Here is a 26,113-nt window from a genome sequence, read left to right on the forward strand (position 1 = left end):
GGTGATTCACTTGAACAGCCGTTGCTTCAACGCTTCACGCGCGCCCTGCACGATGGCATAGAACGCCGGGATCATGGGCGTGCCGATCAGCAATGCCGCCAGCATGCCCCACATCACCGTATGGCCCAGTGAAAGCTGACTGAACATGCCGGCGCCACTGGCGAAGGCCAGTGGCAGGATGCCCAGCACAAAGGAGAGGGCCGTCATGCACACAGCGCGGAAGCGCAGACGGCCGGCTTCGGCGGCGGCCTCCAGAATGCTCAGCCCTTCCTGCTCGCGCCGTTCGCGGGCGAATTCCACGATCAGGATGGCGTTCTTGGCGGCGAGACCAATGAGCAACACCAGCCCCACCTGGGCGAACAGATCCAGTGCCCCCAGTTGAGGAATGCCGATTTGTCCCACCATCAGCAGGCCGCCGATGGCGCCGGCAACGGCAATGGGCACCACCAGAATAATGGCGGCAGGGACGGACCAGCTTTCATACTGGGCAACCAGGAAAAGGTAAATAAAGACCATGGCCAGAGCGAAGGCGATGCCAATCTGGCTGCCGGCCTTGCGTTCCTGATAGCTCTGTCCGGTCCATTCCACCTGATAACCTTCTGGCAAAACCTCTGCGGCAATGCGTTCGAGTTCGTCCATGGCATCGCCACTGGCTACCCCGTCAGCAGGCTGGGCACGCAAGATGGCCGAACGGTAGAGGTTGTAACGGTTGCTGATATCCGCGCCGAGAACCGGTTCGGTGGTCAGCAAGGTGGACAAGGGCACCATGTCGCCATTGTTGCTGCGTGCATACAGGCGCTCCAGGTCCTTGAGGTCGGAGCGATAGCTGGGGTCTGCCTGCATCATCACCCGGAATGTGCGCCCAAACAGAGAGAAGTCATTGATGTAACTGGAGCCCAAATGGCTTTGTAGGGCCGCAAAAATATTGGTGAGCGGCACCTGCAGGGTTTTGGCCTTGTTGCGATCAATGTCGATGCGATACATGGGGACATTGGCCCGGAAGCTGGTATAGGCGCTACCAATCAGGGAGGACTGGTTTGCTGCCGCGGTCAATATTTGCATGGCGCCGGCCAGTTCCGCATGGCTGCGGCCCAGAGTGTCTTCCAGCACCAGCTCAAGCCCGCCAACAGCACCCATACCAGGGACGGAAGGGGGCGGGAAGGATTGAATCTGTGCTTCCGGAATACTCTGATAGGCCTGCTGCGTCACCCGTGCGGAAACGGCCAGTGAGATGTCCTTGAAATCGGGTCGTTCATCCCAGTGCTTGAGCACCACAAAGCCGGTCCCGCCATTACTCTGTACCCCCCCTGTCAGCATCGAAAAACCGGCGATCATCGTCGCAGACTCTACGGCGGGATCATTGTTCAGCAAGGTCTGAACCTGTTCCACCACCGCTTCGGTACGATTAATAGAGGCCGCGTCGGGCAGCTGCACGTTGACCAGCAGCAACCCCTTGTCTTCCGCTGGGACAAAACCCGTGGGAACGGCCCGGGCAGCAAAGAGCAGCCCGACCATGATGACCGCATACAGGGCCAGGGTGAGTCCGCGTCGACCCAGCAGGCCGGCAACGATTCGGGAATAGCCCAGGGTTACCTTGGCAAAGCCGTTGTTGAACGCACGGTACCAGCGGGCTTCTCCCTTGTCGCGACGTAGTACCAGACTCGCGACTGCCGGGCTCAGGCTCAAAGCACAAATGGATGAAATCACCACGGCCACACAAATGGTGACCGAGAACTGGTTATACATGATGCCGGTAATCCCGGGCATTAAGGCTACTGGCACGAACACGGCCAGCAATACCAGTGTGGTCGCAATGATCGGGCCGGTAACTTCTTCCATGGTGCGGGTCACTGCGTCGCGGGTGCTGATGTGCGGATCTTCATGCAAGTGCCGGTCGGTGTTTTCGACGACCAGGATGGCATCGTCCACCACGATGCCAATCGCCAGGATCAGACCGAACAGGGTGATGGTGTTGATGGACATATCGGCGACCAGCATCACGGCCAGGGTACCGATCAGGGAGACGGGAATGACCACAGTGGGGACCAGCGTCGGGCGCCAGTCACCAAGAAAAATAAAGGTGATTAGGATGACCAGACCGACAGCCATAATCAGAGAGGATGTGACTTGCTGGATCGCCACTTCCACATAGCGTGTGGTGTCATAGCCGATGGCGTATTCGAGGCCATCAGGGAAGGTTTCGCTCAACGACTCGAGGGCGTCTTTAAGTGCGTCTCCGGTGGCAAGGGCATTGGCGCCCGGGGCCAGATAAGCCGCCATCACCGTGGTGGGGTGGTTCTGGTAATTGGCGGCAATACTGTAGGAGAGCTGGCCGAGTTCGATTCGGGCCACATCGCCCAAGCGCACCATGGCGCCGTTTTCATCCGCCCGAAGAATAATGTCTTCGAACTGCTTCACATCCTTGAGTCGGCCCTCCAGCTGCAGGGTGTATTCCGTACTCAATTTGCCATCAAAGGGCGGAGCGCCAATCTTCCCTGCCGGTGCTTGAACATTCTGCTCATTGAGGGCTGCAGCAATGTCTTCCGGGGTGATACCAAGCGCGGTCATTTTGGGCGGATCCATCCACAGGCGCATGGAATAATCTGCTGAGCTGAATACGCTAACGTCGGAAACGCCATCGACACGTTTGAGAGGGTTCTGCACGTTCAGCAAGCTGTAATTGGCGATGAACAGTTCATCGAGCGAGCCGTCCGGGGAATATAGATTGACGGTAAAGAGAATATCCGGAGAGCTCTTGTCGATGGTGAGCCCCTGGGCCCGGACCTCTGCCGGTAGCGAAGGCTCTGCCAGTTTGACCCGGTTCTGGACTCTCACCAGGGCCATGTCCGGGTCTTCGCCGACCTCAAAGGTAATCGCCAGGGAGTAGCTGCCGTTGTTGGAGGAGCTGGACGACATGTACTCCATGCCTTCTACCCCGTTGACCACATCCTCGATGACCTGGCCCACGGACTCTTCCATGATAGCTGCCGAGGCGCCTGGCCAACTGGCACTGACCGAGATCTGGGGAGGGGCCACTTCCGGGTATTCGGACACCGGCAGCAATTTCATGGCCAGCAACCCGGTGAAGGTAATCACCAGGCCCACCACCATGGCCAGTTTGGGACGTTGAATAAAGACGCTGCTGATCACTGGGCGTCTCCCTCGCTGTCACTGTCTGGTTGCCCGCTGGGCGCGTTTTCGGGGGTGCTGCCAGTATGGGCGGTGGTGGCCGGTTTGTAGTCCGAGGCAACCACTTCGCTACCCGGGCGGACTTTCTGAATGCCGCGCAAGATCACCCTGTCACCAGCTTGCAGCCCTTCACTGACCAGCACGTTTTCGCCGAACCGGTCTCCCGTCATGAGGTTGTTCCGCAGTACCCGGTTTTCCTGGTTAACGGTGAAGACATAGGTGCCTTGCTGATCTACCTGCAACGCGGCCTGTGGAATCATCAGCCCCTGAAGCGTGTCGATCAGGCGGACATGGGCTTGCACGAACATGCCCGGGCGCAACAGGTCGCGGGGGTTGGGCATGGCGGCGCGTACTTCCACGGTGCCGGTATTGGTGTTTACCCGGTTAGAGACATAAACAATGTTGCCGGTGTAGGGGTAGCGGCTGCCGTTGGGCATATCCAGAGCAACTTCAATCTCGGAAGGTTTGGGCTGTTTGTCGCTCATGGCGGCTTCGGTGAGCAATTTTTCGGGAATCTGGAAGACCGCCTGCATGTCATTGCCGCCCACCAGGGTGGTCAGTGTGCCAAAGCCCGGGCTCACCACATCGCCTACCGAGGCGATGGAGCGCCCGACACGCCCCGCTTGAGGGGCGGTGATGTGGGTATAGGAGAGGTCAACCTGGGCGCTTTCCAGTGCCGCTCTCGCCGATTGCTCGGCCGCGTCGGCTTCCTGTTGCCGGGCTTTCAGTGTGTCGTACTCCGAGTCGGAGATGTAACCCTTCTCCACCAGCTTGTTGGCCCGGCTGAAGTTGCTCCTGGCTTCCCGAAGGTTGGCTTTGGCTCGTTCGTGTTCGGCTCTGGCTTTGGCCAGCGCGGCTTCATAAGGTGCCGGATCGATGTCGAACAAGGGGGCCCCTGCCTCCACGACATCCCCTTCCCGAAAGTGAACGGCAGTCAGTTTGCCGGACACCTGGGCGGTGATATTCACATCACTGCGTGAGTCAATCCTGGCGGTGAAGGTGCGTTCTGGCTGGTAGGGCTGTTCGCTGGCCGTGACCACAAACACTTCAGGGGGCGGAGCGGCCGGTGGCGGTGTGTCGTCACAGGCGGTAAACAAAAAAGCCGTAAGGGGTAAGCCGAATTTGATCCAACGCATGGATAATTTTCTCCGTGTCGCATGTCGGTGGCAACGTCACCGAATCCCTGTATGTTCTAGTTGTGGAGCCACTTTATCACGAAGCCTGTGACAGGGTTGTTGGCGGTTTCACGTTAGCTTGCAGGTATTAGGTATAGCTATCGGTTTGTTTGGCAAAGATGAATAGAGCTATCAAAGAGCGAGGACTAAGGTAGACCCATATTTAACGCGCTAACCAACACGGACAGGGAGAAGTGTTATGGCTGACGGAAACAAGTGCCCGGTGGCACATGCCGCTGGCGGCGGGACCACAAACCAGGACTGGTGGCCGAACCAGTTGCGTTTGGACCTGCTGAGTCAGCACTCAAACAAGTCGGACCCCATGGGCGAGGACTTCGATTATGCCGAGGAATTTAGCCAGCTGGATCTGGCCGCGGTTAAGGCGGATCTTCGCAAGGTAATGACGGATTCCAAAGACTGGTGGCCGGCTGATTTCGGTCACTACGGCGGCCTGTTTATCCGCATGGCCTGGCACAGTGCTGGCACCTACCGTCTGGCCGATGGCCGCGGCGGTGGTGGCCGTGGCCAGCAGCGTTTCGCCCCGCTCAACAGCTGGCCGGACAACGGCAACCTGGACAAGGCCCGGCGCCTGATCTGGCCGGTGAAGCAGAAGTACGGTCGCAAGATTTCCTGGGCAGACCTGATGATCCTCACCGGTAACGTGGCGCTGGAATCCATGGGCTTCAAAACCTTTGGTTTCGCTGGCGGCCGTGAAGATGTCTGGGAGCCGGATCACGATGTCTACTGGGGTGCCGAGAAAGGCTGGCTGGATGGCGACAAGCGCTACGCCGAATCCCGTGCCGGCCAGCGCGATCTGGAAAACCCGCTGGCAGCAGTGCAGATGGGGCTGATCTACGTCAACCCGGAAGGCCCCAATGCCAACCCGGACCCGGTAGCCGCCGCCCATGATATTCGTGAAACCTTTGCCCGCATGGCCATGGATGACGAAGAAACTGTGGCGCTGATTGCGGGTGGTCACACCTTTGGCAAGACCCACGGTGCCGGTGATGCGGAACTGGTAGGTGCCGACCCCGAAGCGGCGGATATGGCCGCGCAAGGATTTGGCTGGAAGAGTGACCATGCCAGTGGCAAAGCCGGTGATGCGATTACCAGCGGCCTGGAAGTGATCTGGACACAGACGCCGGTGAAGTGGAGCTACTACTTCTTCGAGAACCTGTTCGGTTTTGAGTGGGAGCTGACCAAAAGTCCGGCTGGCGCCCACCAGTGGGTGGCCAAGGATGCCGATGAGGTCATTCCGGACCCCTTCGACAAGTCGAAGAAGCGCCGGCCTACCATGCTGACCACCGATTTGTCCCTGCGTTTCGATCCGGAGTACGAAAAGATCTCCCGTCGCTTCAAGGACAACCCGGATCAGTTTGCCGATGCCTTTGCCCGCGCCTGGTTCAAACTGACTCATCGTGACATGGGGCCCCGTGACCGCTACCTCGGCCCGGAAGTGCCGCAGGAAGTGCTGATCTGGCAGGATCCGATTCCCGCCGTGGATCACGATCTGGTGGACAGCAAGGACATTGCGGATCTCAAGGCCAGGATTCTGGATGCCGGCCTGTCTGTGTCCGAGCTGGTCTCTACCGCCTGGGCATCTGCCTCGACCTTCCGGGGCGGCGACAAGCGTGGTGGTGCCAACGGCGCCCGTGTTCGCTTGGCGCCGCAAAAAGATTGGGAGGTAAACCAGCCCAAACAGTTGGCCAAGGTGATCAAGACGCTGGAAGGTATCCAGAGCGACTTCAATACGGGTAGCAAGAAAGTGTCGCTGGCGGACCTGATCGTACTGGCCGGTGGTGCCGCTATCGAAAAAGCGGCCAGGGATGCGGGTGTGGATCTGACCGTGCCCTTCAATCCGGGCCGGATGGATGCCTCGCTGGAGCAGACCGATGTGGCTTCGTTTGAGCCCATGGAGCCGGTGGCGGATGGGTTCCGCAACTACCAGAAGGGCAAGTTCAGCATTGGTGCCGAGCACCTGTTGATTGATCGCGCCCAGTTGCTGACCCTGACTCCCCCGGAAATGACCGTGCTGGTCGGTGGCTTGCGGGTACTGGGTGCCAACAGTGATGGCGGCAGCCAGGGTGTTCTGACGGACAAGCCGGGAACGCTGAGCAACGATTTCTTCGTCAACCTGCTCGACATGAATACCGAGTGGAAAGCGGTCGACAAGGATCAGGAGGCGTTTGAAGGCCGTGACCGTGACAGCGGTGAAGTCAAGTGGACCGGCTCCCGTGTGGATCTGGTATTTGGTTCCAACTCCGTGTTGCGTGCATTGGCTGAGGTTTATGCCAGTGATGATGCCAAGGAAAAGTTCGCCAGAGATTTTGTGGCGGCCTGGACCAAGGTAATGGAGCTGGATCGCTTCGATCTGAAGTAACCCTGTAGTGCTCCACATCAAAACGGCGTGCGGATATCCGCGCGCCGTTTTTTATGTCTGTCGTAGTGAGCCTTTTTTTCGAAAAGGCTGGAACCCAATGGATTGCCTTCAGATCTGCAGCCGGTCATCCGCTTTTACGGCATTGATGTCCAGCTCGTGGTGCAAAATGCCGGGCGCGCTGTAGATGGTTATGGCAAGTGCAGCCAGTAACTGGCGTGACTCCAGATGGCATAAAAGATCCTGTTCGCCATCGCCTTCCAGAGTCACGGTGGCATGGCCGATCGCATCGGCGCTGCGTGTGTGCAGGGAATAGCGCAGAGTGTTGTTGTCCGGGTCAGGGTCTGACCACAATGAATCATAACTGACATGGTTACCCAAAGACCGACGTATCACCGTGTGTGGTTCGGCATTGGAGATGCTGCCGATACGGGGAGGGTTGGCATTGGGCTCAAGAGCGAGCGGGCTCAGGTCCGGGCTCAGATTGTCTTGCCGATCGCCAAACACTGCGTCACTGAGAGTGTGCAGGCTATCCTGGTAAAGACTTCGGCAGAGGGCATTCTGCGCGTATTCGCGACTGGCGGGGCGTTCTTCGACCAGGGCAATGTCGCTGATGTCTCGTGTAATGGCGGCAAAGGCACGATTGAAACGTACCGGCAGGGCGTTTTGGAAACCGCCAGTGCCATGAAACGTGGTATTTCCTTTCTTGCAGGCCGACAGGATAGCGGCTTTGCCCAGCGCACTGGCGGGCAGGGGAGTGACGACGTTTTTCCCTTCCGCCAGCAAGGCCTGTATCTGCTCGGACGCCTCTGGGAGTGATGCCGCAGCGTCCGGTAGGTAAATGACGCACACCGCGCTGGCAGTGAGTTGCTGTGGGGTTGGGGTTGTGCAGGATAAAGCGAGGGCCGGATCCGCTTTGATGTGCTGAGCCAGAGTGTTGCTCAGAGGGCCGCATCCGAGCACGGCAATGGAAAGACGTTTTTTGCTCATGCTTCCTCCAGACGAAAGCGCGGGGCAAGATCCGGGGTTACCACTCCGGGGGCGGCAGCGCAAACCGCAGGGATGCTGTCGAGAATGGCTTTTACGGAAATGTCGGTAACGGCAGACCAGTCTGCTTCAAAAGAGTCATCTTCTGGCTCCGAGCGCAAGGTGATGCGGCCGGGCTTGCCCTCCAGGGTGATCAGGTGGCCACCTGCCAGACTGTCGGGATGATCCGGTCCCAAGTGAGCGTTGCCGCCTCCCACGTGCCAGCATTCTTCGTTAGTCATGAACAGCTTGTCATCAATGTACCCGCGGTAGGTCATATGAATGGCTCCCACGGTTCCGGGTTTGATTACCGTTCCGCCGGCCACAATTTCAACCCGGGCCGGGCAGGCGTAGACATGACGTTCCACCCGGATCCGTTCAGGGCCGATGCCATACAGTTGGTGCGCAACATTGCCGAGCACGGCGTTGAAATAGAAATGTTGCATCAGGGCAATGGCATGGTTGGAGTCCACCGATTCCAGTGGCATGCCGTAGCCGAGACTTTCCAGGCCGCCCCACATGCCGTCCGGCGCAGCGGACAAATCACCGACTTCGAGAAAATGCACCTGTTCGACGTGGTCCATCAGGCTGGCCAGGCGCAGCAACACCTGCTCAACCATGACTCCGGGGTGTAGCCCGGTGCCGAACAGGGAACTACCGCCAGTTAGACACGCTCTTTGAAACTTGTCGCCGTCCAGGCGTCGCGGCAGCACACGGTCGACAATCTTGTTGGCCAGTTTTTCAAGTATGGGGTGCAAGCGTTGGCCGGGGCTGGAGTCGATGGCTCTCATGATTTGCTTGAGGGCGGCGAGTGCCTGCTTTTCTTTTGGCCCGAACACATCTCCAGTGACTTTCATGTTGCCTACGGTTCGTAACACAGAAAGGGCCGGTTGGGATTCCGATAGCCAGTTGTGCATGGACGGATTGTGGTAGGAGGCGCCCGATACCACGTTTTTACCCGAGGCAAGCAAATCCACCACATCCGCATCCGCCCCTTCGAGCAGTGCGGGAGTGGTTGGTGTGTGGATTACGCAGTCAGCATCCAGGGCGAGGATCTCTTCCTTGCGGGTTGTCGCTTTGATACCTGTGGCAGGCAGGCCTACCAGCTCGCCAATATCGACACCGTGTTTATGAGGGCTGAAAACCTTCACCCCAACGACGTCAAAGAGGGGCGATGTCAGTGCGGTCTTAAGGGCGCGCCCGCCCATGTCTCCCGGGCTCCAGATAATGATGCGATAAGGTGTGGTCACGATGGCCTTCCTGGTTGTTATTGATGCCAGTAGTGTCGTCGGAGCCTAGCACGGTGATGGCGGGGCAAACGGCAAATGGGGCCTTTCCTCTACATATTTCTGCTGCCTGTTTCACGGCAGTGAACAGATTTCGCGAGGGTGTTTTTTTTGGCGAGACGCACGGAGGCATTGCCATGAGAGGGCGAAAGACGTCCGGAGCGTACTGGCGCCCGAAGGTATTGAATGGCAGCGTTGGGGTGTTAAGGGATGAATGGTGTTCGGTTTTTTTGGATTACAAAATTAGTCAGTTTGTGACGTGATAGGTGGGTTTTTTCGGGAAAGCGAAAACAAAAAACGCCGTTCGTATCCCCTTTTTTCAGTGCAAATACCGTGAATTAGCGTGCTGAAGGTTCTCCATCATAGATAGCCCATAATTGGCCTGATCTCTGCATTTGTTCATATAAAAAAGCGGCGCTTCGAGGTCGGTGACCGGAGGCTGCTGAATAAGAAATGCCCGGGACAGGGGAGAAATACTCATGAAGAACCAGGCTCAAAACGGATTCACCCTCATCGAACTGATGATTGTGGTCGCCATTATTGGCATTCTCGCCGCAGTGGCGATCCCCCAATATCAAAACTATGTTTCCAAGACGCAGGTTACGCGCGTGATGGCTGAGGTGGGTGCGCTGCGTACGGTGGTGGATACCTGCATAATGGAAGGCAAGGATGACACGCGCTGTGATTTCGGTTGGATGAGCAGCAATCTCTTGGGGGCCAGCTTTCAAGGCGGGGGGCTGGTAGTGACCATCGATATGGATACCAATGTGGCCTTACTGACAGCAAGGTTTGGTGGCAATGCGGCATCTGCCATTGCAGGTGAAACGCTGGTCTGGGAACACGATGCTGCAGGTACGTGGACATGCACCACAACTGTTGAACGCCAGTTTCAGCCGGCGGGGTGCGGCTCCGAAGAGGGAAGTGCCAGTTAATGATGTAAGGGCCTTCCCCGCCACGCCAGCCGCATTCAAAACCGGGCGCAGGGCTTCCTGCGCCCGCACTGCCTAGAACCGGTAAGCGGCCCCGAGCATCAGAGACTGGCTGGTGACATCGATATCCGCGTCAACGCCAAAGGATTCCCCGTTAGCTTGTTTGACCGCTTCGACTTCAGCGGTGCCAAAGTCCGCGTAGCGATATTCTGCACGGACAGACAGCGTGCTGGACAAGGATTTTTCCAACCCAACAGCCAGTGCCCAGCCGGTGATGTTGTCATCATCGTTGTCGGAGCGGGCGGACGAGCCCGGGTTGCAGATGGCACCATCGGACGGACAGTCAGAGTTGACGTCGACAGACGTAAACGTTGCACTTAGGGTGCTATAGGCCAGCATGGTTTCATTCAGCAAATAGCCGCCTTTGAGACCCAGCATAAAGGTGTCTTTCACCTCCACTTCTGCTTCTGAGCGGTTACCTGGAAAGCCGGGTACCGGGCTCACAGAATCACTGGTATCACTTCCCTGGTACGCCAGTTCTGCCCCCACAATCCACTGGTCATTCAATGCCATGTTGTAACTGCCGAACACGCCGTAAGCAAAGGCAGAATCGTCCAGTGAGGCTGAGGCGCCGGATCCCGGGGTGCCGCTATCGTTCGGGTCAAAGGCACTGGTAATGCGAGTGGTGTCCCAATCCATGTCGGTATCCTGGTATCCCAGTGCGGCACCTGCCTGGAAACCTGAGAAAGCAGATTCAGCGAAAGTGAGGGTTGGCATGGCGGCGGCAAGCAAAGATGAAGCAAGAAGGGTGAATTTCATTTTCATGAGATTACCTGACTAAATGATTACGTTGAGCGACAGACTGACGCTCCCCCGAATGTAAAATAACAAGATTTCATTATTTGCATATCGCCCATTTGGGTGGTTTTCGGCTGTATGGGGGCACGCCAGAGTCCGGTCGTTTCCTGGTGCATGGGCCTTGCTCTCAAGGGTGGCTTTTCACCACCCTGAAGCAGTGCCAGGCTGCGTGCCGGTGGTGGGGCCTTGTTGTCATGGGAATGCCTGTCCCGCGGTCAGCGCTTGGGTAACACGTCGTCAATGTTCACCGTGCGGCGGTCATAAAAAAAGTGCGCGTTGGGTTGGCAGCTTTCCGGCAGCGTATCGTTGTGGTTTTTCCGGTAAAGCCATTGCGAAACGATCTTCCAGCCCATGGCATTGGTGTTGTAGAGCACCTCGCCACAGTGCTGGCAGAAGGCGCGGGTCATGTTGCTGGTGGGGGACTGGAATACGGTGAGCGCGTCGCTGCCCTTGCTGACACTGACCTGGTCGCCGTCCCAGGCCAGCACGGAATGGTAGGGCACCTGTAGCAGGTTGCGGCAATCTTCGCAGTGGCAGTGGGCGTGCACTCTGGGGCTGCCGTTGAGGGTGATGACCACCTCACCACAATCACAATGCACCTGGTGCTGTTCTGTCATGGTGTGCTCCTTTTCGTTGCGACGATGGCGGGCCCGATGGCCCGCCTACCGGTATTCGTGTTCAGGGTTTCGCTTCCACAATAATGGCCATCACCGGCTCGCTGCCCGTATTGGTCACCTGGTGCGTCCAGGCCTCGTGCCACATCACATGGCCGTCGGGTACGGTCACGTCCATGGCTTCGCCGCCGGGCAGACTGATGCGCAGAGAGCCGCCTTGCTGGAAATACACGGTCTCATCGCGGTGGTCATGGAGGCGGTCGGATTCACCCGGTTCCAACACCATCTCCAGTACCAGCACCTGATCGTTCTCCAGCAGTACCCGGTACTGGTCGGGGGAAGTCACATGGGCAGAGCGCTGATCCTGCTGGCTGGCGGTGGCACAGGCGCTCAGGTTCAGAGCCATGCCCAGCAGCACAATGGCAATCACAGAGGTCTTCATCAGGGGCACTCCTTCAGGCGGCCGGGAACTGGGTGTCGAGATGCTGCTGGAAACGCACAAAGTCGTTTTCCACCTGGGCATTCTTCATCACGTCAAAGCAGGCGAAGGTGTCCAGGGGGGTCATGCCGAAGAAGCGGAAGTTCATGTGCATGGGGAACAGCAGGTCGTCCACGCTCTTGCCCTGGAACAGGTATTCCTGCGGGTTCTCAAAGGCTTCTTCGGGGGCGTTGAAGGTCAATGAGAGCATGTAGCGCTTGCCGTTCAACGTGCCGCCGGCACCGTAGTTGGCCTTGGGGGCGGTTTCGCTTCGGCCGTCGCCGTTGCACAGCGCCCCACCCATGCCGGCGGTGTACACCTCGTCCATGTACTTCTTGAACACCCACGGCACCCCCATCCAGTTCACCGGGGTCTGCAGCAGGATCACATCGGCCCACTGGTGATTGGCCAGTTCCTGCTCCACGTCCCAGCCCTTGTCCACCTCCACAATGCGGGTCTGGTGGCCATTGGCCTGGAGCTGTTCGCTGGCCCGTTGCACCAGCGAGGCGTTGAGTCTGCCCTCGGCAAACGGGTAGTGATGGTGGGCGTTGATGATCAGGACCTTGCTCATTGGGCTCTCCATGAAACAGTAAAGGGGCAGCGGCTGCTGGTTACCAATCTATTTCAGGTATACTATTTATACCTAAGGACGCGGATCAATTAGTATCCTTTTGGGAACCTGGTGAAAACGGCGGTGAAAAAATGAAAAGTCGCATCGAAACAGACGGTTATGGCCGAAAAAAAGTCATCGATGCCTGCATGGAGCCCTGCGCCATCGAGCGGGGAATGCGCATTATCGGCGGCAAGTGGACCGGTTCGCTGATCTACCACCTCAAGGATGGCCCGGTACGCTTCAATGATCTGAACCGCATGCTGGGCGGCGCCACCAAGAAGATGATCGACCAGCGCCTCAAGGAGCTGGAGGCCCGCGGCATGGTGCTCCGCACCGTCATCAACGACCGTCCTATCGCCGTGACCTATGAGCTCACCGAGCTGGGGCGCAGTGCGATGGATATCCTGGAGGATCTGCGGTTGTGGTCGGAGAAGTATGATATTCGGTAGGGTGGATACTGGCCCTCGATTGCAATGGCTAAAGGCTGACATTCTGTTCAGTTATTGCCCTGGATGGCTGTGAGATGCAGTATGGTTGAACTACAAAACCTAGGGAAGGTGATAACTATGAAGAAGGTAATGGCTGCACTTGCGCTTGTTATGATGGTTTCTGGCACTGCTTTGGCTCACTCTGGTGGTACTGATGCGAATGGATGCCATGCGGGGAAAAAACCCTACCACTGCCACTGATTTCTGGAGCGCGATAGCTTCATCGCTATCGCGCATAACTCCATTTTTTCCTGGCTTTATTCCTGCCTGGTTTTATCGATTTCTGACCTATAATTGAGAGCACTTAGTCCCCGGATTTATGCTTATGGGTTTTGAGGCCCTTGTGCTTGGGTTTGTTCTCAGGGGTTACCCGTTGTCGTCGATCTTCCTTGCCTGTTGACTTGGCTTTCGGCTTTGGGCCTGGCTTGATTCCCATTGTTAGATCTCCTTATCTTTTTTTAAGGCCAAAACTCTGTTTCGCCGCAGCGCGGGCAGGGCGGGAGTCTGTCGGTCTGGTCGTCTAGGTGAACAACCTGCTGGCAGTTATTGCATTGGTAAGAGCCTTTGCCCGGTTTTTCCCCGGTCGTCGACTTGAGAGGTCGTACATTTTTGAGAAAGCGTTCCATCGTCAATCTCCTGTGCATTTTTTGACCTATTGATAAGCTACTCAATTGATGGCTTGTGCGCAATTCTCAGTATTGAGATTGTGCTGCGATGTGACGTTTCGGGTTGCATTATCGGCGGATGAGCTGGGTAGCACTGTGGTGGAAGGATTGGCTAATTTATATTTATAATCAACAGGTTATGATATATGGTTTGATGCGTGCCCCCTATTTAACTGCTTCCTGAGGATCGATCAAGGTATTCCAATCTCGAGCGTTCGACGTTGGTTTTTTCTGAAGAAGGGTACCATCAGATTTATGGAGAGGCTTACCACTGGTCCAACCTTGTTCAGCTTGCAAGTCTCAAAGAGACAACTTGCCTGATGGTTGGTCTTTCGTTGTCAGACCCCAACTTGCGGAGGCTTCTCGAAATCGCAGCCAAATCATTAGATCGGCCTAGACACTATGCATTTATGCAGAGAATTGGGTTGGAAAAATTCAAGAAAGAATCTGGGAGAAATGTTGTTCGAGCTCCAGTAAGTATCTCGAAGCGTTTTCTGGATCGTCATCATAGCCTGAATGAGGAAGTGATGCGCGAGCTAGGAGTTAATGTGATTTGGTATGAAGAATATGATGAGATCCCAAGGATTCTTCAGAAAATTGGGATGGGTGTTTAGAAATTGACTTATGATGATATCCAACAAAGATGCTTATATTCTTCAATTTGGATGCTGTCTGAGGCGCTCAATGCGCCTCATCCCAATTCTCCCCAATCCCCGCATCCACAATCAACGGCACCTTCAACTCTGCCGCTGACTCCATACGAGCCTTCACTTCCTTAACTAGATCCTCCACCTGATCCTCTGCCACTTCAAACACCAGTTCATCGTGCACCTGCATGATCATCTTGGCGTCGAAGTCGGTGGTGTCGAGCCAGTCGTGGACCTTGATCATGGCCATCTTGATGATGTCCGCCGCGGTGCCTTGCATGGGGGCGTTGATGGCGGTGCGTTCGGCGGCCTGGCGGCGTTGGCCGTTGCTGCTGCGGATTTCCGGCAGGTAGAGGCGGCGGCCGAACAGGGTTTCCACGTAGCCTTGCTCGGAAGCCTGGGCGCGGGTGTCTTCCATGTAGCGTTTTACGCCCGGGTAGCGTTCGAAGTAGAGATCGATGTAGTCCTGGGCTTCCTTGCGCGGCAGGCCCAGTTGTTTGGCCAGGCCGAAGGCGCTCATGCCGTAGATGAGGCCGAAGTTGATGGCCTTGGCATTGCGGCGGTCGTTGTCGCTGACGTCGTCGAGGGTCTTGCCCCACACTTCGGCGGCGGTGGCGCGGTGAATATCCAGGCCTTTCTCAAACGCATCGGTGAGGCCCTTGTCGCCACTCAAGTGGGCCATGATGCGCAGTTCGATCTGGGAGTAATCGCAGGCGACGATTTTCTTTCCTTTCGGAGCGAGAAACGCCTGACGGATCTTGCGGCCTTCTTCACTGCGCACCGGAATGTTCTGCAGGTTGGGATCACTGGACGACAGACGCCCGGTGGCGGCCACCGCCTGGTGGTAGGAGGTGTGCACGCGGCCGGTGCGCTGGTTGATCAGCTCCGGCAGTTTGTCGGTGTAGGTGTTCTTCAGTTTGGCCACGCCACGGTAATCCATGATCACCTGGGGCAGGGGGTATTCCAGGGCCAGTTCCTGCAGCACCGGTTCGGCGGTGGACGGCGCGCCTTTTGGCGTCTTTTTGATCACCGGGATTTCCAGTTTTTCGTAGAGGATTTCGCCCAGCTGTTTGGGGCTGGCCAGGTTGAATTCCTGCCCGGCGATGTCGAAGGCTTTTTCCTGCAGTTCCGCCATGCGCTTGGCCAGGAACTGGCTCTGGTGCTTGAGCAGGGTGGCGTCCACGTAGGTGCCGTTGCGCTCGATGCGGCTGAGCACGGTGACCAGCGGCAGTTCGATGTCGCGGAATACCTCCGGCAGGCGACCTTCCTTTTCCAGTTTGGGCCACAGGGTCTGGTGCAGGCGCAGGGTCACGTCGGCGTCTTCGGCGGCGTAGCGGCTGGCTTCGTGCAGGCCCACCTGGTTGAAGGTGAGCTGCTTGGCACCCTTGCCGGCAATCTCTTCGAAGCTGATGGTCTTGCGGCCCAGGTATTTCAGGGACAGGGAATCCATGTCGTGGCGGGTGGCCACGGAATCCAGCACGTAGGATTCCAGCATGGTGTCGTAGGCCACGCCGCGCAGGGTGATGCCCACGTCTTCGGCGAGTACGCTCATGTCGTACTTCAGGTTCTGGCCGATTTTCTTTAGCTGTGCGTCTTCCAGCAGGGGTTTGAAGGCGTCCATGACGACTTGCTTGTCGAGCTGGTCCGGGGCGCCGGGGTAGTTGTGGCCGAAGGGGATGTAGGCGGCCTTGTCATCCACGGCCACGCAGAAGCCCACCAGTTCGGCATTCATGTAGTTGAGGCTGGTGGTTTCGGTGTCGAAGGAAAATTCCCCGGCGCTTTTCAGCTTGTCGATCCACTTGTCCAGCTGCGCCGGGGTGTAGACGATGTCGTAGGCGTCGCGCCCGAAACTGGGGGCGGGTGGAGTGTCGTCGTCGGCCTCCATCTCGACCTGGCCACCGGCGTCTTCGGCGGCGGGGTCTTTGCCGGCCAGCAGTTCACTGAGCCAGCCCTTGAATTCCAGGCTGCGGTAGTACTCGGCCAGTTTCTCGGCGTCCGGGGTTTGCAGTTTCAGGTCGTTGAGGTCGTCGCTGACCTCGCAGTCCAGCTTGATGGTGGCCAGTTGGTAGGAGAGGAAGGCCATCTCCTTGTGTTCTTCCAGCTTTTTGCCCAGGGTCTTGGCGCCCCGGAAGCTCAGTCCGGCGACCTTGTCCAGGTTGTCGTAGACGGTGTCGAGGGAGCCCAGGCCCTGCAGCAGGCCGAGGGCGGTCTTTTCCCCCACCCCAGGCACGCCGGGGATGTTGTCCACCTTGTCGCCCATGAGGGCGAGGAAGTCGATGATCAGCTCGGGCCCCACGCCGAACTTTTTCTTCACGCCTTCGATGTCGTAAAGGGCGTCGTTCATGGTGTTGATCAGGGTGACCTTGTCGGTGACCAGTTGGGCCATGTCCTTGTCGCCGGTGGAGATCAGCACCGGTTTGCCCTGCTCGCCGAAGATTCGGGCGTAGGTGCCGATTACGTCGTCGGCTTCAACGCCTTCTTCAATAATCAGCGGCAGGCCCATGGCGCGGATCAGGTCGTGTAGCGGCTGGACCTGGGCGCGCAGGTCATCGGGCATGGGCGGGCGATTGGATTTGTAGGCTTCGAACATGTCGTCGCGGAAGGTCTTGCCCTTGGCGTCGAAAATTACCGCCATGTACTCCGGGTCGTAGTCCTTCATCAGTTTGCGCAACATGGCGGCCACGCCGCGCACGGCCCCGGTGGGCTGGCCGCTGGAGGTGGTGAGCGGCGGCAGGGCATGAAAGGCGCGGTAAAGGTAGGAGGAACCATCGACCAGGATGATGGGCTTTTCGGCTGCGGACATGGGGTTCGACTTCTGCTGATGACTGAGGGGGAGAGTGTAGCGGAATTGACGGGTTTCGGCAGGGCGGGGGGCGGCAAGCTTCAAGCTGCAAGCTGCAACGCGGGTTGGGCATCAGTTAACCGGGGAGGCTGTGCCCGCGATTCATTGCGGTATTCGTTCAACAAGTTGAATCGCCTGCAAAGCCGTCATCGGGGTCGGGGCTGGAGGCCTTGTAGGAGATTCCGTTTGCTCAACGAAGGGTTTCGGCGCCACGGTCAGGTTCGCGGGCACGGCCTGGCAGCAGGGTATGGCGTTTCTCCGCGTTGTCGCTTGCAGCTTGACGCTTGTCGCTGTGCGTCGTATCGCACCCACCGCCCACCCGTGGCATACTCAGCGCTCCTTTCGATCAATACGGATGCCATGACCGCGTTTCTGGTCCAGCCCTGCTGCATCATCCTGTCCCAGTGTCCTCGCCGGGGCCGCCGTCCGTATTTTCCTGATCCGCCGTTGTCATTGTCTTTCTGAGCTACCCTGTTCAAGCTAGCGGGCGGGTTGCCGCCCTTACGATGATGACAACGGATTGATCTATGAACCTTGCCTTTGTGGTGATGCTGCCTTTTCTGGGCGCATTTCTGCCGCCATTGGTGGAGCGTTTCACGGGGAACCGAACCCTGTTGGCCTGCGGTGCGGCGTTGTTGCCTGCCACGGCCCTGGCGCTGCTCTATGCGCCTGCCCGACAGGTGTTTGCCGGCGAAACCCTGCACAGCACCCTGAACTGGATCCCCAGCCTGGATCTGTCGCTGGACTTCCGTCTGGATGGCCTGGCATTACTGTTTGCCCTTCTGGTATTGGGCATCGGGCTGCTGGTGATCCTGTATGCCCGCTATTACCTCTCCGCCAAGGAGAAAGCCGGACGCTTTTACGCCTACCTGCTGCTCTTTATGGGTGCCATGCTGGGTGTGGTCACCAGCGACAACCTGCTGTTGCTGGTGGTGTTCTGGGAGCTGACCAGCCTTAGCTCGTTTCTGCTGATCGGTTTCTGGGGGCACCAGACCGGGGCCCGCAAGGGTGCGCGCATGGCCATGACGGTGACCGGCATGGGCGGCCTGGCGTTGCTGGCCGGGGTGCTGTTGATCGGTGGCGTGGTGGGGTCGTTCTCCCTGCAAACGGTGCTGGAAAGCGGTGAACTGATTCGCGGCAGCGAATGGTACCCGCTGATTCTTTGTCTGGTGTTGCTGGGGGTGTTCACCAAGAGCGCCCAGTTCCCGTTCCATTTCTGGCTGCCCCACGCCATGGCAGCACCCACGCCAGTGAGCGCCTACTTACACTCGGCCACCATGGTCAAAGCCGGGGTGTTCCTGATGGCGCGGCTGTACCCGGCGTTGGCCGGCACCGACCTGTGGTTTGAGCTGGTGTCCCTGGCGGGCATGCTGACCTTGCTGTGGGGCGCTTTTGCGGCCCTGTTCCAGCACGATCTCAAGGGGTTGCTGGCGTACTCCACCATTAGCCATCTGGGCCTGATTACCCTGCTGTTTGGTCTGAACAGCGAGATGGCGGCGGTGGCAGCGGTGTTCCACATCATCAACCACGCGACCTTCAAGGCCAGCCTGTTCATGGCAGCGGGGATCATTGATCACGAAACCGGCACCCGCGACATGCGCCGCATCAATGGCCTGTGGAAGTACATGCCCTACACGGCGGTGTTGGCCATGGTGGCCTCGGCAGCCATGGCCGGGGTGCCGTTGCTGAATGGCTTCCTGTCCAAGGAGATGTTCTTTGCCGAAACGCTGGATTCCCACCAGCTGGGGGCCCTGAGCTGGATTCTGCCGGTGGGGGCGACCCTGGGCGGGGTGTTCTCGGTGGCCTACTCGGCGCGCTTTATTCACGATGTGTTCTTTAATGGCGAACCGGTCAACCTGCCCAAATACCCGCCCCATGAGCCGCCGCGCTACATGAAGGTGCCGGTGGAAATTCTGGTGGCGTTGTGTGTGGCGGTGGGGGTGTTCCCGGCGATCACCGTGGCCGGGCTGCTGGCCGTGGCGGCCACAGCGACGCTGGGCGGCAATCTGCCGGAATATCACCTGTCGATCTGGCACGGTTTTAACCTGCCGTTGCTGATGAGCGTTGTTGCTACCGTGGGTGGGGTGCTGGTTTACACCCAGCGGCGCCGTCTGTTTGCGCTGCGCTCCCGTGTGCCTGATATCGATGCCAAGCTGGTCTTTGAAGGTCAGGTGCAGCGCCTGGGGCGCTGGTCTGCCGCCATTACCCAGCGTTTCCAGAACGGGTCGCTACAGAGTTATGTGGCCTGGCTGATTGCTCTGGTGGCAGTGGTGCTGTTGACCCAGCTTGGCAAGCTGCCGTCCCTGAGCCTGGATGTGGCGATGCTGCCCATGGACGGGGTGGCGATCCTCTGCACGGCCATGCTGGTGGCGGGGGCGTTGCTGACCACCATACTGCACCGCCATCGTATGACCTCGATCATGTCATTGAGCGTGGTGGGGCTGATGGTGTCACTGCTGTTTGTGCGTTTTTCGGCGCCGGATCTGGCATTGACCCAGCTGTCGGTGGAAGTGGTGACCATGCTGTTGCTGATGCTTGCCATGTACTTCCTGCCGGTACGCACCAAGGCGGAGTCGTCTTCCATCCGGGTACTGCGCGACATGCTGCTGGCCCTGATTTGCGGGGTGGGCGTGGCGGTCATGGCGTTCCTGGTGATGACCGGCGAAACCAGCACCATCAGTCAGTTTTTCATGGACAACAGCAAGCCCGGAGGCGGCGGTACCAATGTGGTGAACGTGATCCTGGTGGACTTCCGCGGTTTCGATACCTTCGGGGAAATCACCGTGCTGGGGATTGCGGCCATGGGTATTTATGCCCTGCTCAAGGATCTGGAGCTGCGTTCGGCCAAGTACGATTCGCTGGGCCGCCCCTGGGCGAAAGATGCCCACCCACTGATTCTGGTGACGATCTCACGGCCTCTGCTACCGCTGGCCTTGCTGATTGCGGTGTATATCTTCCTGCGTGGGCACAACCTGCCGGGCGGGGGCTTTGTGGCAGGCCTGATCACGTCGGTGGCGCTGGTGCTGCAGTATGTGGCTTCGGGCGTGGCCTGGGTGCATAGCCGTATGCCGGGGGATTACCACCCGGTGGTAGCGTTGGGTGTGCTGCTGGCAGGGCTGACCGGGATCGGTAGCTGGGCCTTTGGCTATCCGTTCCTGACCAGTGATTTTGCTTACATTTACTGGCCGGTGGTGGGCAAGTTCGAGCTGGCCACCGCCATGCTGTTCGATACCGGGGTGTTCCTCACGGTAGTGGGCGCGACGCTGTTGATGCTGGCCAATCTGGGCAAGCTGTCGCTGCTGGATGACAAGAGGGAGGACGCCTGATGGAACTGCTGGTTGCAATCATTATTGGTGTGCTGGTGACCTCCGGGGTGTATTTGTGTCTGCGGGCACGGACCTTCCCGGTGGTCATGGGCCTGACACTGCTCAGCTATGGCGTAAACGTGTTCCTGTTCTCCATGGGTGGCTTGAAGATGGATGAAGTGGCGGTGGTGGGCATGAGCGAGAACCCCACCGACCCCCTGCCCCAGGCGCTGGTGTTGACCGCCATCGTGATCGGGTTTGCCATGACCGCGTTTTTGGTGGTGCTGGCCTTGCGTAGCCAGGGCGAGCACTACACCGATCACGTGGATGGCCGCGATGACGTGCCCGGTCGCAAGGATGAGGGGGGCGAGGCATGAGTCACTGGATTATCGCCCCGGTTCTGATTCCGTGTCTGGCGGGGTTGCTGTTGCTGCTGGAGGTGCGCGAACGCCATCGGCTGCGCCGCTTTACCGGGCTACTCTCCTGTGCGGCCCTGCTGGCCGTGGGTGTGGTGCTGGTCAATCAGGCCTGGGACGGCGCTTATACCGTTTACAAACTGGGCAACTGGGAGGCGCCGTTCGGCATCGTGCTGGTGCTGGACCGGTTCAGTGCCTTGATGGTGTTGCTCACCGCGGTGCTGGCCTTTCCTGCCTTGCTGTATGCGAGCTGCGGTGATGACCGCAAAGGGGCCAACTTTCACGGGCTGTTTCAGTTCCAGTTGATGGGCATCAATGGTGCCTTTCTCACCGGCGACCTGTTCAACCTCTTTGTGTTCTTCGAGGTGTTGCTGATTGCCTCTTACGGGCTGGCGCTGCATGGCCGTGGCCCGGCGCGGGTGAAGGCAGGCCTGCATTATGTGGTGCTGAATCTGGTGGGCTCTGGCCTGTTCCTGATTGCGTTGGGGCTGATTTATGGCACCACGGGTACCCTGAATATGGCGGATGTGGCGGTGAAGGCCCAGTCTCTGCCGGCGGCAGACACCACCCTGTTCTCGGTGGCGTTGCTATTGCTGTGGGTGGTGTTCGGTCTCAAGGCTGCGCTGTTCCCCTTGTATTTCTGGTTGCCGGCGACGTACGCCAATGCCACCCCAGCAGTGGCTGCACTGTTTGCCATCATGACCAAGGTAGGCATCTACGCCATGGTCCGGGTGATGGCGTTGATCGTGGCGCCGATACCGCCCATTGGTCAGCAGGCGTTGTGGTGGCTGGGCTTGATTACCCTGGGGTTGGCTTGCCTGGGGGCGTTGGGGGCCAAGCGTCTGGGGACGGCGGTGGCGTACCTGGTGGTGATGTCGGTGGGCACCCTGATTGCGGCGTTTTCTGCCGGGTATGGGTCGGCGCTGGCGCCGGCCCTGTATTACCTGGTGCACTCCACGCTGATCTGCGGGGCCCTGTTCCTGCTGGCCGGGCTGGTGGCCCGGGGTCGCGGCGAGGTGGGCGATCGCCTGGTGGCGGGCCCGGCTATTCTGGGTAGTGGCCGGCTGTCGCTGTTGTTTTTTGCTGGTGCCATCGCGGTGATCGGTCTGCCACCCCTGTCTGGCTTTATTGGCAAGGTGGGTTTGCTGCGTACCGTGCCGGAACCGATCTACTGGGTGCTGCTGCTGGTGGCCGGGCTATGTGGGGTGATTGCCCTGAGTCGTGCCGGGTCCACCTTGTTCTGGCGGACCACGGGGGAGAGTGCAGGCCTGCGGCCATCACGCCGACGCTTGTTCGCGGTGCTGTGGTTGCTGGCCCTGAGCCCGGCCATGGCCCTGTGGGGTGAAGCGGGGCTGCAATGGGCAGAGGCGGTTGCCGACCAGTTGCGTCAGCCTCATGGGTATGTGCAGGCAGTACTGGGCGGAGGTGCGCAATGAGTCGTTTGCTGGATCGTGTTCTGCCGTTTCCCAGCCTGAGTCTGATCTTGTGGCTGGCGTGGATGCTGCTTAGCGGCTTTACGGCAGGGCATGCCCTGTTGGGGGCGGTGCTGGCGGTACTGTTGCCGCTGACGACCCGCCCCTTCTGGCCGAATGTGCCGCGGATTCGCAATCTGCCACGGATGTTTGGCTTTGTGGTGGTGGTGCTGTACGACATCATTGTGGCCAACGTGTCGGTGGCCATCAAGGTGTTGGGGCCGCTTAAATCGTTACGTCCTGGCTTTGTGGAATTTCCCGTGGAGCTGGACGATGACTTTGCCATTGCCTTGCTGGCCAGCACCATTTCCCTGACGCCGGGCACCGTGTCGGCCGATGTGAGCCAGGATCGTCAGACCCTGTTGATTCATGCCCTGGATGTGGATGACCCCGACGCGCTGGTGGCGGAGATCAAGCAGCGCTACGAGCGCCCGCTGAAGGAGATTTTCGAATGCTAGAGACAGCCATTTCCCTGGCCATGGGCCTGTTTGTGCTGGCCTGGCTACTGAATCTGGGCCGATTGATTTTCGGTCCATCGTTGCCGGACCGGGTGCTGGCGCTGGATACCATGTATATCAACAGCATTGCTCTTATTGTGCTGTACGGCATCCAGCAGGACAGCAAGCTCTATTTCGAGGCCGCCATGCTGATCGCACTGATCGGTTTTGTCAGCACCGTGGCGGTGGCCAAGTACGTGACCCGCGGCGACATTATTGAGTGAGTCGCGCCGCGGCTTGCAGGAGAAGACAAGATGGACACATTGATTGAGTGGCTGGTTTCTGCCTTCGTGATGATCGGCGGCGTGTTTGCTCTGGTGGGCTCTATTGGCCTGGCACGGCTGCCGGACTTCTACACCCGGCTGCACGGTCCGACCAAAGCCACGACTCTGGGCGTGGGCGGTGCCATTGTGGCGTCGTTGCTGTTTTTCTCATGGCAGGAGCGTGGGCTGCAGCTCCATGAGGTATTGATCACCCTGTTCCTGTTTATTACCGCGCCGGTATCGGCCCATATGTTGGCGAAGGCGGCCATGCACCGGGATCTCAAGCGGATGAAAGGAACGCGAGGTGAGCCCTGGAAGCAGTAGGTGAGCTGCGATCTGCCCGCTGCCAGTGACGCTACTACGGCGGGCTGCTGAGTTCGATCGTAAAATTTGTAAAAGCTCGGACGGGTTGGAACTTTCGAAAAACCGGGGCGGTCATAAGAAATAGCTACGGATTGGCACCCCCCGATCCCCCAGTACCCTCAGCCGGTTCGTAGCTTATTTGGACTCCCTGATCTCTCCCCAGAGATTAGGGCGGCAAGCCTCCCTGGCAGCGCAGTCGTTCCCTTCCCCCAAGATTGCTGCCAGGGATTTTTTTTGCCTGGCGTTTAGGCTGCCAGACAAGAGAAGCGTGTTTGGTTAATCATTAAGCAACTGCTGTGCCACTTTTTCCTGCCTGAAAGAATTGCTTTTTATTCAATGAACTAGCCCCCTCGGGCCGTATTTGCCCGGCGCCTTTATGCACCGAGAGGGGGCCGAGGTGCCATTTCTCGCCAGTTTTGTGACGCAGATCGACAGGATGGAAAAAAGTCTGCAAAAAATACTTTCGGGGGGATGGAACTTTCCGGGAAAGCGGGCATCTTATCTACAGCGACGGGCCGGAACCCCCGATCCCCCAGTACCCTCACCGGTTCGTCGCTAATGTCCCCGGTCTTTTCCCCCAAAAAGACCGGGGCGGCAAGCCTCCCTGGCAGCACAGTCGTTCCCTTCCCCCTAGATTGCTGCCAGGGATTTTTTTTGCCTGGAGAAAAGTCAGGCGCCGCAGACCCAGACCCCAAAATCCCGATTTCACTGTGGGACCGGTGGTTCCACCGCGATTCGCTGCGGAGGGTGTTTCGCGGTCGAACGACCGCTCCTGTGGGATTGGCGTCAGGCCTCGGGCGTCACAGGCTGATCGGCTCCGAACCCCTCCACCTCCAGCCATTCACCCAGCTTGTTCCAGGCGTCTTCGCAGCCTGTACCATTGGTGGCCGAGAACAATTGCAGGCTCAACGGGGCGGGGTGGTTCTTGAGCTGGCTCTTGACCTTGAGCAGGGTGCTCTTGGCGGCACCGAATTTCAGCTTGTCGGCCTTGGTCATGAGAATGTGCAGAGGCATGTTGGCCTGGGCAGACCATTCCAGCATCAGCAGATCGAAGTCCTTGAGCGGATGGCGGATGTCCATCATCAAGACCAGGCCAATCAGCGCCTGGCGTTCAGCCAGGTAATGATCCAGGTGTTGTTGCCACTCGTTGCGCTTGGTCTTGGCGACTTTGGCGTAGCCGTATCCGGGCAGGTCAACCAGCCGGCGGGTGTCATCCAGCTCAAAGAAGTTGATTAGCTGGGTACGGCCCGGGGTCTTGGAAGTTCTGGCCAGGGTGCGCTGGCTGGTCAGACGGTTGATGGCGCTGGATTTGCCGGCATTGGAGCGGCCGGCAAAGGCCACTTCCCGGCCTTCATCCGCCGGGCACTGATCCAGGCGCTGGGCGCTTTGCAGAAAGCGGGCCTGATGCAGCAGGGTTTCCACGGGGTGCTGTGCCATTCTGGGCCTCTATTGTTTATCCTTACCATTCACATGGAATATGACGGGACCTGCAAGACTGGTATATAATCCCGGCGCCGGTCTCGGTCAGGGTGAGACCGCGGACGTTCTACAAGGGTTTGCCCGGAAAGGCAAACCCACTTCGCCAGCGGTGATGCCAGCTTAGCAGAGGACACGATATGAAGGGTTGGGTAGCAGGTTTAGCAATGGTTCTGACCGTGGGGGCTGCACATGCAGCAACGGTTGAGGAACGTTACGCCAGTAGCTGCACTTTCTGTCATTCCAACGGCGCCGCCGGTGCGCCAAAATCCCACGATGAAGCTGCCTGGAAGCCCCGCCTGGAAAAAGGCATGGACACCATGGTGAAGCACGCCAGAGAAGGGTTTAACGCCATGCCGCCCAAAGGCATGTGCAACGACTGTAGCGATGAAGAATACCGTGCTCTGATCGAGTACATGTCAAAAGCCAAATAAGACGCTGTTGTTTAAGGATAGGCCATGAAGTTTGCAAAACTGTTCGTGCTGCTGGCTGCTGCTGTGGTAGCCACCCCGGCCATGGCGGCCGGTGATGCTGAAGCCGGTGAAGCCAAAGCGGCCCCGTGTGCGGCTTGCCACGGTCAGGGCGGTAACGCCACGATCGCCATGTACCCGAAACTGGCTGGGCAGGGCGAAGCCTACCTGGTCAAGCAGCTGCAGGATTTCAAGTCCGGTGCACGTGACAATGCCATCATGGCGGGTCAGGTAGCAGGCATGAGTGAGCAGGACATGCAGGACATCGCGGCCTATTACGCAGCCCAGGAAGCGGAAGCCGGTCAGGCCAATCCGGACCTGGTCGAGCTGGGCGAGCGGCTCTACCGTGGCGGTGACGCAGGCAATAATCTTCCCGCCTGTTCCGGCTGTCATGGCCCGGCAGGCCAGGGCATTGATGCGGCCCAGTACCCGCACCTGGCAGGTCAGAATGCCCAGTACGTGGAAGACCAGCTCAAGGCGTTCCGTGCCGCGGGCCGTAATGATCTGGGTGATAACCTGATCAAGCGCACCAACGATGCTAGCGGCGAAGAGCCGGGTATGATGCAGACTATCGCGGCAGAAATGAGCGATACCCAGATCAAGGCCGTGGCCAGCTTCATTTCCGGGCTGTCCAAGTAAGGCTATCCGGTTACGGTTTGTAGAA

25 protein-coding genes are annotated in these 26,113 nt (G+C 58.6%); 13 read left to right on the forward strand and 12 right to left on the reverse strand.

Annotated elements, in window-relative coordinates; all coding sequences use genetic code 11:
* Window positions 1-6 precede the first annotated feature (6 nt).
* A complete protein-coding gene (locus D4A39_RS09375) occupies window positions 7-3,150 on the reverse strand; it encodes an efflux RND transporter permease subunit (RefSeq protein ID WP_119917960.1) in 3,144 nt (1,047 codons plus the stop codon).
* Entirely contained in the window at window positions 3,147-4,325 is a 1,179-nt protein-coding gene (locus D4A39_RS09380; protein ID WP_022985548.1) for an efflux RND transporter periplasmic adaptor subunit, read from the reverse strand. The genes D4A39_RS09375 and D4A39_RS09380 overlap by 4 nt, the downstream gene beginning before the upstream one ends.
* A 238-nt stretch (window positions 4,326-4,563) precedes the next feature.
* Here D4A39_RS09380 and katG point away from each other — a divergent pair, with 238 nt between their 5' ends.
* Window positions 4,564-6,744, forward strand: coding sequence for a catalase/peroxidase HPI (gene katG / locus D4A39_RS09385; protein ID WP_022985547.1), 2,181 nt, complete (start codon window positions 4,564-4,566; stop codon window positions 6,742-6,744).
* Between the two features lie 108 nt (window positions 6,745-6,852).
* Here the strand turns inward: katG and D4A39_RS09390 are convergent, their stop codons facing one another.
* Window positions 6,853-7,731, reverse strand: coding sequence for a hypothetical protein (locus tag D4A39_RS09390; RefSeq protein WP_119917961.1), 879 nt, complete (start codon window positions 7,729-7,731; stop codon window positions 6,853-6,855).
* Window positions 7,728-9,017, reverse strand: a complete 1,290-nt coding sequence (locus tag D4A39_RS09395) for a hypothetical protein (RefSeq protein WP_119917962.1) — start codon at window positions 9,015-9,017, stop codon at window positions 7,728-7,730. Before D4A39_RS09395 ends, D4A39_RS09390 begins: the two co-directional genes overlap by 4 nt.
* Window positions 9,018-9,532: 515 nt before the next feature.
* Here D4A39_RS09395 and D4A39_RS09400 point away from each other — a divergent pair.
* Window positions 9,533-9,985: a pilin gene (locus tag D4A39_RS09400; RefSeq protein ID WP_022985544.1), complete on the forward strand. Its 453-nt coding sequence runs from the start codon at window positions 9,533-9,535 to the stop codon at window positions 9,983-9,985.
* 72 nt (window positions 9,986-10,057) lie between these two features.
* Here D4A39_RS09400 and D4A39_RS09405 read toward each other — a convergent pair whose 3' ends face one another.
* From D4A39_RS09405 to D4A39_RS09420, 4 genes are all read right to left on the reverse strand, one after another.
* Entirely contained in the window at window positions 10,058-10,807 is a 750-nt protein-coding gene (locus D4A39_RS09405) for an outer membrane protein (RefSeq protein WP_022985543.1), read from the reverse strand.
* A gap of 248 nt (window positions 10,808-11,055) precedes the next feature.
* Entirely contained in the window at window positions 11,056-11,457 is a 402-nt protein-coding gene (locus D4A39_RS09410) for a GFA family protein (protein ID WP_119917963.1), read from the reverse strand.
* Between the two features lie 61 nt (window positions 11,458-11,518).
* The gene (locus tag D4A39_RS09415; protein WP_119917964.1) at window positions 11,519-11,896 is read right to left on the reverse strand and encodes a cupin domain-containing protein; all 378 of its coding nucleotides are present in this window, start codon (window positions 11,894-11,896) and stop codon (window positions 11,519-11,521) included.
* Window positions 11,897-11,909: 13 nt separating this feature from the next.
* Complete coding sequence (locus tag D4A39_RS09420; protein ID WP_119917965.1) at window positions 11,910-12,503, reverse strand: NAD(P)H-dependent oxidoreductase; 594 nt, start codon at window positions 12,501-12,503, stop codon at window positions 11,910-11,912.
* A gap of 131 nt (window positions 12,504-12,634) precedes the next feature.
* Here D4A39_RS09420 and D4A39_RS09425 point away from each other — a divergent pair, with 131 nt between their 5' ends.
* The gene (locus D4A39_RS09425; protein WP_022985539.1) at window positions 12,635-12,994 is read left to right on the forward strand and encodes a winged helix-turn-helix transcriptional regulator; all 360 of its coding nucleotides are present in this window, start codon (window positions 12,635-12,637) and stop codon (window positions 12,992-12,994) included.
* Between the two features lie 153 nt (window positions 12,995-13,147).
* Complete coding sequence (locus tag D4A39_RS09430) at window positions 13,148-13,234, forward strand: YHYH domain-containing protein (RefSeq protein WP_232222028.1); 87 nt, start codon at window positions 13,148-13,150, stop codon at window positions 13,232-13,234.
* 257 nt (window positions 13,235-13,491) lie between these two features.
* Here D4A39_RS09430 and D4A39_RS18225 read toward each other — a convergent pair whose 3' ends face one another.
* The gene (locus D4A39_RS18225) at window positions 13,492-13,677 is read right to left on the reverse strand and encodes a zinc ribbon-containing protein (RefSeq protein WP_368731517.1); all 186 of its coding nucleotides are present in this window, start codon (window positions 13,675-13,677) and stop codon (window positions 13,492-13,494) included.
* Window positions 13,678-13,919: 242 nt separating this feature from the next.
* On the opposite strand from D4A39_RS18225, the gene D4A39_RS18230 reads away from it, so the two are divergent.
* Complete coding sequence (locus tag D4A39_RS18230) at window positions 13,920-14,312, forward strand: SIR2 family protein (RefSeq protein ID WP_199699438.1); 393 nt, start codon at window positions 13,920-13,922, stop codon at window positions 14,310-14,312.
* A 67-nt stretch (window positions 14,313-14,379) separates the two neighbouring features.
* On the opposite strand, the gene polA is transcribed toward D4A39_RS18230, so the two are convergent.
* Together polA and D4A39_RS17765 are read right to left on the reverse strand one after the other, a co-directional pair.
* Complete coding sequence (gene polA / locus D4A39_RS09445; protein WP_119917966.1) at window positions 14,380-17,148, reverse strand: DNA polymerase I; 2,769 nt, start codon at window positions 17,146-17,148, stop codon at window positions 14,380-14,382.
* A gap of 229 nt (window positions 17,149-17,377) precedes the next feature.
* Window positions 17,378-17,515 carry a hypothetical protein gene (locus tag D4A39_RS17765; RefSeq protein WP_158586926.1) on the reverse strand — a complete coding sequence of 46 codons (138 nt, stop codon included), beginning with the start codon at window positions 17,513-17,515 and terminating at the stop codon, window positions 17,378-17,380.
* Between the two features lie 199 nt (window positions 17,516-17,714).
* Between D4A39_RS17765 and D4A39_RS09450 the strand changes: the two genes are divergently transcribed.
* Genes D4A39_RS09450 through D4A39_RS09475 form a run of 6 tightly spaced genes read left to right on the forward strand, consistent with a single transcriptional unit; the run spans window position 17,715 to window position 23,464 of the window.
* Entirely contained in the window at window positions 17,715-20,513 is a 2,799-nt protein-coding gene (locus D4A39_RS09450) for a monovalent cation/H+ antiporter subunit A (RefSeq protein WP_119917967.1), read from the forward strand.
* The gene (locus tag D4A39_RS09455) at window positions 20,513-20,869 is read left to right on the forward strand and encodes a Na+/H+ antiporter subunit C (RefSeq protein ID WP_022985534.1); all 357 of its coding nucleotides are present in this window, start codon (window positions 20,513-20,515) and stop codon (window positions 20,867-20,869) included. Before D4A39_RS09450 ends, D4A39_RS09455 begins: the two co-directional genes overlap by 1 nt.
* Window positions 20,866-22,344, forward strand: coding sequence for a monovalent cation/H+ antiporter subunit D (locus D4A39_RS09460; RefSeq protein ID WP_119917968.1), 1,479 nt, complete (start codon window positions 20,866-20,868; stop codon window positions 22,342-22,344). Before D4A39_RS09455 ends, D4A39_RS09460 begins: the two co-directional genes overlap by 4 nt.
* A complete protein-coding gene (locus D4A39_RS09465; RefSeq protein ID WP_119917969.1) occupies window positions 22,341-22,838 on the forward strand; it encodes a Na+/H+ antiporter subunit E in 498 nt (165 codons plus the stop codon). Before D4A39_RS09460 ends, D4A39_RS09465 begins: the two co-directional genes overlap by 4 nt.
* Window positions 22,832-23,101 carry a K+/H+ antiporter subunit F gene (locus D4A39_RS09470; protein ID WP_022985531.1) on the forward strand — a complete coding sequence of 90 codons (270 nt, stop codon included), beginning with the start codon at window positions 22,832-22,834 and terminating at the stop codon, window positions 23,099-23,101. The genes D4A39_RS09465 and D4A39_RS09470 overlap by 7 nt, the downstream gene beginning before the upstream one ends.
* A 30-nt stretch (window positions 23,102-23,131) precedes the next feature.
* Window positions 23,132-23,464, forward strand: coding sequence for a Na+/H+ antiporter subunit G (locus D4A39_RS09475; RefSeq protein WP_022985530.1), 333 nt, complete (start codon window positions 23,132-23,134; stop codon window positions 23,462-23,464).
* Window positions 23,465-24,289: 825 nt separating this feature from the next.
* Here D4A39_RS09475 and yihA read toward each other — a convergent pair.
* Window positions 24,290-24,940: a ribosome biogenesis GTP-binding protein YihA/YsxC gene (gene yihA, locus D4A39_RS09480; RefSeq protein ID WP_022985529.1), complete on the reverse strand. Its 651-nt coding sequence runs from the start codon at window positions 24,938-24,940 to the stop codon at window positions 24,290-24,292.
* Window positions 24,941-25,146: 206 nt separating this feature from the next.
* Here yihA and D4A39_RS09485 point away from each other — a divergent pair, with 206 nt between their 5' ends.
* Both D4A39_RS09485 and D4A39_RS09490 read left to right on the forward strand, forming a co-directional pair.
* Window positions 25,147-25,413 (forward strand): c-type cytochrome, encoded by a 267-nt coding sequence (locus D4A39_RS09485; RefSeq protein WP_022985528.1) that lies wholly within the window; start codon window positions 25,147-25,149, stop codon window positions 25,411-25,413.
* 24 nt (window positions 25,414-25,437) lie between these two features.
* A complete protein-coding gene (locus D4A39_RS09490; RefSeq protein ID WP_022985527.1) occupies window positions 25,438-26,088 on the forward strand; it encodes a c-type cytochrome in 651 nt (216 codons plus the stop codon).
* Window positions 26,089-26,113 lie beyond the last annotated feature (25 nt).

The organism is Alcanivorax profundi (assembly GCF_003597125.1).
GTDB classification, from domain to species: domain Bacteria; phylum Pseudomonadota; class Gammaproteobacteria; order Pseudomonadales; family Alcanivoracaceae; genus Alcanivorax; species Alcanivorax profundi.